Origin of the sequence: Frankia sp. AgKG'84/4, assembly GCF_023242965.2 — a bacterium.
GTDB lineage: Bacteria > Actinomycetota > Actinomycetes > Frankiales > Frankiaceae > Frankia.
Window position 1 is genome coordinate 1 of record NZ_JALKFU020000245.1, and the last position, 7617, is coordinate 7617.

General features: G+C 71.7%; 7 protein-coding genes. All 7 read left to right on the forward strand.

The annotated features are described in order from the left end of the window. The coding region (locus MXD58_RS15660) for a sugar phosphate isomerase/epimerase family protein (protein ID WP_374616174.1) at positions 1 to 840 on the forward strand (840 nt) is incomplete at its 5' end. A 31-nt stretch (positions 841 to 871) separates the two neighbouring features. Next, positions 872 to 1642, forward strand: a complete 771-nt coding sequence (locus MXD58_RS15665; RefSeq protein WP_248839612.1) for a class I SAM-dependent methyltransferase — start codon at positions 872 to 874, stop codon at positions 1640 to 1642. Between the two features lie 646 nt (positions 1643 to 2288). Next, positions 2289 to 4349 carry an acyltransferase family protein gene (locus MXD58_RS15670; protein ID WP_250609452.1) on the forward strand — a complete coding sequence of 687 codons (2061 nt, stop codon included), beginning with the start codon at positions 2289 to 2291 and terminating at the stop codon, positions 4347 to 4349. Next, a complete protein-coding gene (proC, locus tag MXD58_RS15675) occupies positions 4349 to 5143 on the forward strand; it encodes a pyrroline-5-carboxylate reductase (RefSeq protein ID WP_248839614.1) in 795 nt (264 codons plus the stop codon). The genes MXD58_RS15670 and proC overlap by 1 nt, the downstream gene beginning before the upstream one ends. 83 nt (positions 5144 to 5226) lie before the next feature. Then, on the forward strand, positions 5227 to 5325 hold the full coding sequence (locus MXD58_RS15680) for a 30S ribosomal protein bS22 (RefSeq protein ID WP_003948845.1): 99 nt from the start codon (positions 5227 to 5229) through the stop codon (positions 5323 to 5325). Positions 5326 to 5466: 141 nt separating this feature from the next. Beyond that, complete coding sequence (locus tag MXD58_RS15685) at positions 5467 to 6345, forward strand: SAM hydrolase/SAM-dependent halogenase family protein (protein ID WP_248839615.1); 879 nt, start codon at positions 5467 to 5469, stop codon at positions 6343 to 6345. Positions 6346 to 6474: 129 nt separating this feature from the next. Continuing rightward, positions 6475 to 7530 carry an NAD-dependent epimerase/dehydratase family protein gene (locus MXD58_RS15690; RefSeq protein WP_248839616.1) on the forward strand — a complete coding sequence of 352 codons (1056 nt, stop codon included), beginning with the start codon at positions 6475 to 6477 and terminating at the stop codon, positions 7528 to 7530. Positions 7531 to 7617: the final 87 nt, after the last annotated feature.

Below are 7617 nucleotides of genomic sequence, written 5' to 3' on the forward strand. Positions count from 1 at the left end.
CCCCGCGGTCGCGCGGCCGGCGGCGCGCCAGCGGCGCGGGTCGCGCTGTCCACCGCGTCCACTTATCCCGAGTCCACCGCGTCCGCCTTCGAGATGGCCGCCCGGCTGGGCTACGACGGCGTCGAGATCATGGTCTGGACGGATCCGGTCAGTCAGGATCCGGAGGCCCTGCGCCGCCTCGTCGACTACCACGGCATCCCGATCGTGGCGATCCACGCGCCCTGCCTGCTGCTCACCCAGCGGGTCTGGGGCACCGACCCGTGGGCCAAGCTGGTGCGCGCCCGCTCGGTCGCCGAGACCCTCGGCGCCCAGACCGTCGTCGTGCACCCCCCGTTCCGCTGGCAGCGGGACTACGCGCGCGAGTTCATCACCGGCATCGAGCGGATGGCCGGCGAGACCGACATCCGGTTCGCGGTGGAGAACATGTTCCCGCTGCGGGCGCGTGGGCGGGAGGTGTCCGCCTATGCGCCGGACTGGTCGCCCATCGACGACGACTACGCCCACGTCACCCTCGACCTCTCGCACACCAGCGTGTCCCGGTCCGATCCGGTGGCGATGGCCGAGAGCCTCGGCGAGCGGCTGGTCCACGTGCACATGGCCGACGGGCTCGGCTCGGCCAAGGACGAGCACCTGGTGCCCGGCCGGGGCACGCAGCCCTGCGCGGACCTGCTCGAACTGCTCGCCGCCGGCGGCTTCGACGGCACGATCGTCGTGGAGATCAACACCCGGCGGGCGGAGAACCGCGCGCAGCGGGAGGCCGACCTCGCCGAGGCCCTGGCCTTCACCCGGCTGCACTTCGCCGCCCCCACGGTGGCGGGACTCGGGCGCACGTACGGCTGACACCCGCGCCGCGGGTCGTCACCATGGTCTCGTGTCCCTAGGTCGCACCCCTACCGGTTCGCTGTTCGACCCGTTGGCGGCTGCCTATGCGGCCGCCCGGCCGAGCTATCCGGACCAGGTCTTCACCGACATCGAACGGATTGCCGGCCGGTCCCTGGCGGGCGCGGACGTCCTCGAGGTCGGGGCGGGGACCGGCATCGCCACCCGGCTGCTGCTCGACCGGGGCGCCCGGGTCGTCCCGGTGGAGCCAGGGCCGGGCATGCTGGCCAAGCTGCGCGAGCGCACCCCGGGCCTGCCCGTCCTCCGCGCGGACGGCGAGGCGCTTCCCTTTCGTTCCGGGGTGGCCGACCTGGTCTGCTATGCGCAGTCCTGGCACTGGGTGGACGTGCTGATCGCCGCCGCCGAGGCCGCCCGGGTGCTGCGCCCCGGCGGCGCGCTGGCCGTCTGGTGGAACGACGTCGACGCCGCGGACCTTCGCTGGTGGCAACGCCAGCAGGAGCGGCTGGAACTGATGAGCCCGGGCTACCGGCGGGAGTACCGCAGCCGGCCGTTCGCGGACGAGCTGCGCTGGACCGGGCACTTCAGCGAGGTCGTGACCCTCACCGGGCGTTGGCAGCGGCGCATCGGAATTGACGACTACCTGACCTGGCAGCGTTCGAAGTCGTATGTCGCGGCAATCGGTGATCGCCTGGATGACTTTCTCGACGCCGAACGGCGCACCGTGCTGCGGGCTTTTCCCGACGGCGTCGTGGTCGAGCCCTTTCGGACCCTGCTGGTGATCGCCCGGGTACCCCCGGGCTGAGGTGGTTCCGATCGTCACCCGCCGCCCGGTGGGCGATTGATCACGCTCCACCGAATCCGTGCCGGTTGACGACGGATCGTCGCGGCGCGTCACATTCTATGTGAGCATCCTTGTACTGTGCGTAGGCATTTGCGGGGTGTCGACCAAAGCCCGAGTGCCGCACTGAGGGGCGATTTACCGATCAGTTAGTCTTGCCGCGTTCGCAGGGTGGTGTCGTAGTTTGCCGGCGTAGCGCGATGGGGCTCGCGTCGCCTACCGGCCGTAGGCCGCGGAACTGGTGCATGGCCGGGGCGGGGCCAGTCGGACCAGGCCGGTCACCCCCGACTGGGCGCCGATGGCCGGCGCGTCGGTAGAGGAGGCCACGGTCATCGTGCGGCACGCATCGGATCGGGACCCGCGAGGAAATCCCGGCCCGCCGGAAGGTCAGTACGGCTACGCGCGGTCAGATTTCGCGACGTCCGACCACACCCGGTCCGACTATGCGCGGCCAGGTCGCGAGCGGCCGGGCCGGGGCAGTCATGAGGACCTCCCGGCCGGGGGTTCCTGGCCGGATGATCCGGGCGCGGACTCCATGCCCGGACGGGAAGGCGGCCGACCGCCGCGCGGCCGCCTCCCGGATGTCCCCGAGCCGCGTGCCGCCGAGCCGGTGCCCGCTGCCCCCGCGGGCTCCCCGTCAGTCTCGGACGCGGCGGCGAGGTTCGCCTACAGTCCCGCGCTGGACGGGATTCGGGTGCTGTGCATCTACGTCATCCTCGCCGGCCATATGGGTGCGATCCATGCGAGCAACGTCGCCGTCGACGTCTTTTTTGTCCTCAGCGGTTTCCTGATCACCGCGCTGCTGCTCGCCGAGCACAGCCGGACCGGGACGGTCTCGATCGGCCGATTCCTGGTGCGCCGCGCCTTCCGCCTCATGCCGGCGATGTGGGTTTATCTGGTGGTCGGACTGGCCGTCACGGTGGCGTTCAAATGGAATGACATCGCCTTCCGCGACGACTACATCGGCAGTGCGCTGTCGGCCTTTTTCAACGTCAACAACTGGTACAAGGTCCTGCACCCGGCCGCCGGCGGGCGCTGGCTCGCCCATGTCTGGTCGCTGTCGCTGGAGGAGCAGTTCTATCTGGTGTGGCCGGTCCTGTTCCTCCTGCTGATCCGCTCGGCGCGGCTGCGGCCGCACATGATCAAAATTCTGCTCGGGATGATCGCGATCCTGGTCGGCTGGACCTACTTCGTCGCCAGTGGCGGCGCGCCCCATTCCCGGGTGTACCTGGCGACGGACACCCACGTCGCCCCGCTGCTGATCGGCTGCCTGGTGGCGCTCTGGCGCGACAGGAGGCTGCGTGCGCTGGCCCGTCCGCAGGACCGGGCGCCGGGCGGGACGGACCCGCGTGGCCACCGGCGCCGGCGGGCAGACCTGCCCGCCGCCGGGGGCTCGGTCACCGCGAACGTCGTGCAGCGGTGGGGGGCCGGGCGGCGGATCGCAGCCCTTGGCCTCGTCGCTGCGATCGGGCTGGTGTTCTTCGCCTTCCTCGGCCCGAACAAGGACGGCTACGCGGCCAACTGGTTGGACCGGGCCGGTTACCTGCCGAGTGCCCTGCTGGCCGCGGTCGTCATCCTCAGCGCCGACCTGCGCCGCGACGCGGCATGGGTACGCCTGCTCGGCCGGCCGCGGATGGCCTTCCTCGGGAAGATCACTTTCAGTATCTACCTGTGGCACTATCCCGTGATCTCCGCGGCCAGCGGTCAGCTCGTGCCCAGGATCGGGCTGTGGCCCTCGGTCGTCTGCGCGATCGCCGCGAGCACGTTCATCGCCTACTTCTCGAACCGCTGGATCGAGAAGCCGGCACAGCGCGCCCGCCCGAAGTGGGCCGACACGCCGCGCGGTCCCGCGCGACCGGCGGCGTCCGCCGAGCCGCCGCTCGCCGGCCCGATCGAACCGACTCCCGGATCGGCCGCCGGGTACGGGACCAGGCCCCGGCCCAAGTCCGCCGAGAACACCGAGAACACCGAGAACACCGAGGACACCGCCTGGTTGACCTTCGGTGCTTCCCGTGGGTTCCGTACGCGGGAACCGCGAGCTCATGATCCGCGCGACGCCGAGCCGCGTTACGTCGACGACTCCGCCAGCCGGTACGCCGGCGTGCCGAGCAGCCGGACCGCCGAGCCGGCCGGGACGGCGTGGTCGGAGCGCCGGGACCACTGGCACGAATCCGAGGGCGCGCCGTGGCACTCCGCGGCCGGGTCCCCGGACCACGCCAGGCCCGCCGCCGACTATGCCGACTACGCCGCCGCGCCCGGGAGCCACGAACCGCCGGCGTTCTACGACCAGGTCACCGACCGACCCGGCGACCCCGGTTCGTACCGGGACGCCTGGGACGGGCCCGGATCGGACCCGGAGGGCATCTGGGTCGACGAGGGGTACGCCCGGCCGCCGGTGGGCCACAGTTCCCCGCGGCGCCAGCCCACCGGGCCGGCGCGGGGGGGATGGGACACGCGGGCGGACGGCTGGGCGGGGGCGGGCGGCTCGCTGACCGGTCCCAGCCCCCTGCCTGCCGATCCGGGCTACGTGGACGAGGCATACCCGGGCGAGCTGGTCCGGGACGCCGGCTGGGGTCATGAGGCCCAGCGCGGACCGGCCGAGTATCCGCGCCGGGAGGCACCGTACCCTCCAGCCGGCGGGGTCGGTCGAAACTGGACGGAGCAGGGTTGATGATCGTTGGGCTCATGGGTGCGGGGCGGCTCGGCGGCGCGGTGCTCGCCGGCCTGCTGGCCTCCGGGCACGCGGCCGGGGATGTCGTCGTGGCCGAGAAGGACGCGGACCGCGCCCGCGAGCTCACAGCCCAGCACGGGGTGGCCGTGGACACGCCGGCCGCCGTCGCGGCCAGGGCGGACATGCTGCTGATCGTCGTCAAGCCGCAGGACGTCGCCGCGCTGCTGGCCGAGATCGCCGCCCAGGTATCGGCGGACACCCTCGTCGTGTCGCTGGCGGCCGGGGTGAGCACCGCCGCGATCGAACAGCACCTGCCGTCGCGCCCGCCGGTGATCAGGGTCATGACGAACACCCCGCTGCTCGTCGGGGAGGCGATGTCGGCGATCTGCGCGGGCCGACACGCCGGCGAGGAGCAGCTCGCCGCCGCGACGGCGCTGCTCGCCCCGGTCGGCCAGGTGCTCCGGGTCACGGAGGCCCAGCTGGACGCGGTGACGGCGCTGTCCGGCTCCGGCCCGGCCTACTTCTTCTATCTGGTCGAGGCGATGGTCGAGGCCGGGGTGCTGCTCGGCCTGCCGCGCCCGCTGGCGGCCCAGCTCGTCACCCAGACCGCAGTGGGCTCCGCCCGGATGCTGCGCGACGGTGAGCACCCCGCCCTGCTGCGGGAGGCCGTCACCTCGCCGGCCGGCACCACGATCGCCGCGCTGCGTGAACTCGACCGGCACGGGGTGCGTGCCGCCCTGATGGACGCCCTGGAGGCGGCCCGGGATCGCTCGCGCGAACTCGGCCGCGCCTAGTCCGGACCACCGGGCTCCGGTGCCACGTCGTGGCGACGAGTAGGCTCGGTCGGTAACCTCCTCAACATAGATCGGTCGGGTACGTGGGCTCAGTCATCAAGAAGCGTCGTAAGCGGATGGCCAAGAAGAAGCACCGCAAGCTGCTGAAGCGCACCCGCGTCCAGCGTCGTAACAAGAAGTAGGTCGCGGCTCCCCGCGCCAGGCGGGGTCGTCGCGGCCACGCCGCGGCGCCCACGCATGCTCGCTCTGCGTGCCCGAGCGACTGCCCTGTGGCAGGATTGCCCCACCAGCGGGTGGAGCGCCGGACAGGCAGGGGTACGCCGATGACGGATTCGTGGATCAACTTCCTGTCCGACTATGGCTCGGACGACGCGTGCGTCGGGGTGTGCCACGGAGTGATCGCTCGCCACGCGCCGGCCACCCGGGTGCTCGACGTGTGTCACTCGATCGCGCCGCAGGACGTGGAGCACGCCGCCATCACGCTGGCCGACGCGGTCGGCTACCTGCCGACCGGTGTCCACCTCGTGGTCGTCGAGCGACTCGACGTGGACGGCTACACCCGTGGCGTGTCGGTGCGCACCACCGACGGGTCGATTTTCGTCTGCCCCGACAACGGGGTCGCGTCGCTGGCCTGGGACGCCTTGGGCGGGATCGAGTCCGTCCACGAGATCGCCAATCGCGAGCTGTGGCTGCCGCTGCCCACCGCGGTGTTCCGTGGTCGGGACGTGTACGCGCCGGTCGCGGCGCGGCTCGCGGCGGGTCTGGAGCTGGCGGACGTGGGGCCCGGCGTCGACCCGGGGGGCCTCACCGAGTTCCGGCCGCGCACCTGTGTCGTCGATGACGATCACGTGCACGGCGAGGTCGTGTCGATCGACCATTTCGGCAACCTCTCGCTGAACATGACGCGCCTCGACCTGGAGGCGGCGGGAATCACCCTCGGCGATCCGGTCGAGGTCCGCGCGGGCACCCGGACCATGCGCCTCACCTTCACGCACACCTACGGCGAGGCCCCTCGCGGTGGTGTGACCGTGTGCGAGGACGCGCTGCGCCGGGTGATGATCGCGGTGAACTGTGGCCGCGCCGTCGACGCGCTGCGGCTGCGGCGGCAGGATCCGGTGGTCGTCGGCCAGGCGCCGCGCGACCCGTCCGCATTTCAGATCGTCCAGGATCTCCGTTTCCCCCCGAATTTCAATTACGTTTAGTAGTTGACGCGCCGGACTGTCTCACGCTGCGCAGCGAATGCGTCGAGTGTGGGCGTACGATGACCGCTGGCCGGGGTCGGGTGCATCGCCTTCGGTGTTGCGGGCAGACCGCGTTCCGGGGAGACGACGATGAGACCACGCCGGGTGCTGGTGACCGGGGTCGCCCGGCCCCTGGGCGCCCAGGTCGCGGCCGCTCTCGCCGCCGATCCCGACATCGAGGCGGTGGTGGGCGTTGACACGGTCAGTCCCGAGACCGTCGACCCTCAGGTGGACCTCGGCCGTACGCGTTTCGTCCGCGCCGACATCCGCCATCCACTGATCGCGAAGGTCATCTCCACCACGGAGATCGACACGGTTCTGCATCTCAATGTCATCGCGACGCCGCTGGGCGCGGGCGGCCGGACCGCGATGAAGGAGACCAACGTCATCGGCACGATGCAGCTCCTCGCCGCCTGCCAGAAGGCACGGAGCGTCACGAAACTCGTGGTGAAGTCCACGACGTCGATCTACGGCTCCTCCCCGCGGGACCCGGCGCTGTTCACCGAGGACACCGAGCCGCGCGCGCTGCCGACCGCGGGTTACGCCAAGGACGCGGTAGAGGTCGAGGGCTACGTCCGTGGGTTCGGCCGGCGCCGCCCCGACATCGCCGTCACCGTCCTGCGCTTCACCAACATCCTCGGCCCGCAGGTGGACAGCCCGCTCGCCCGCTATCTCGACCTGCCCGTCGTGCCGACGGTGCTGGGCTTCGATCCCCGCATCCAGCTGCTGCACTCCGAGGACGCCCTCGCCGTGCTGATGCGTGCCGCGCGGGCGGATCACGCGGGAACGTTCAACGTCGCCGGTGACGGAGTGCTGCTGTTGTCGCAGGCGATCCGCCGCGCCGGCCGCCCCGGTCTACCGGTGCCGTTCCCGGCGATCGGCGTGCTCGGCGGTGCGGCGCGCAGGCTTCGGCTGGTCGACTTCTCCGCCGAGCAGCTCGACCTGCTCGCCCACGGACGCGCCGTCGACACGACCCGGCTGACCACGGTGTTCGGCTACCGGCCGCGCTATTCGACCGTGGAGACCTTCGACGCCTTCGTCCGTGCCCGCGAGCTGCGGTTCACCGTCGACAAGGAACTGGTCTCCCGGATCGAGCACGGACTGCTCGGCTCGCTGCGCCACCGCCGGCTGGTAGGTCCGTCATGACACATCGTGACGAGGACGGGCAGGAGGACGAGCGCGACGGCGACGCGCAGATCATCCCGCTGAACACCGATGGGCGCGCCGACAGCG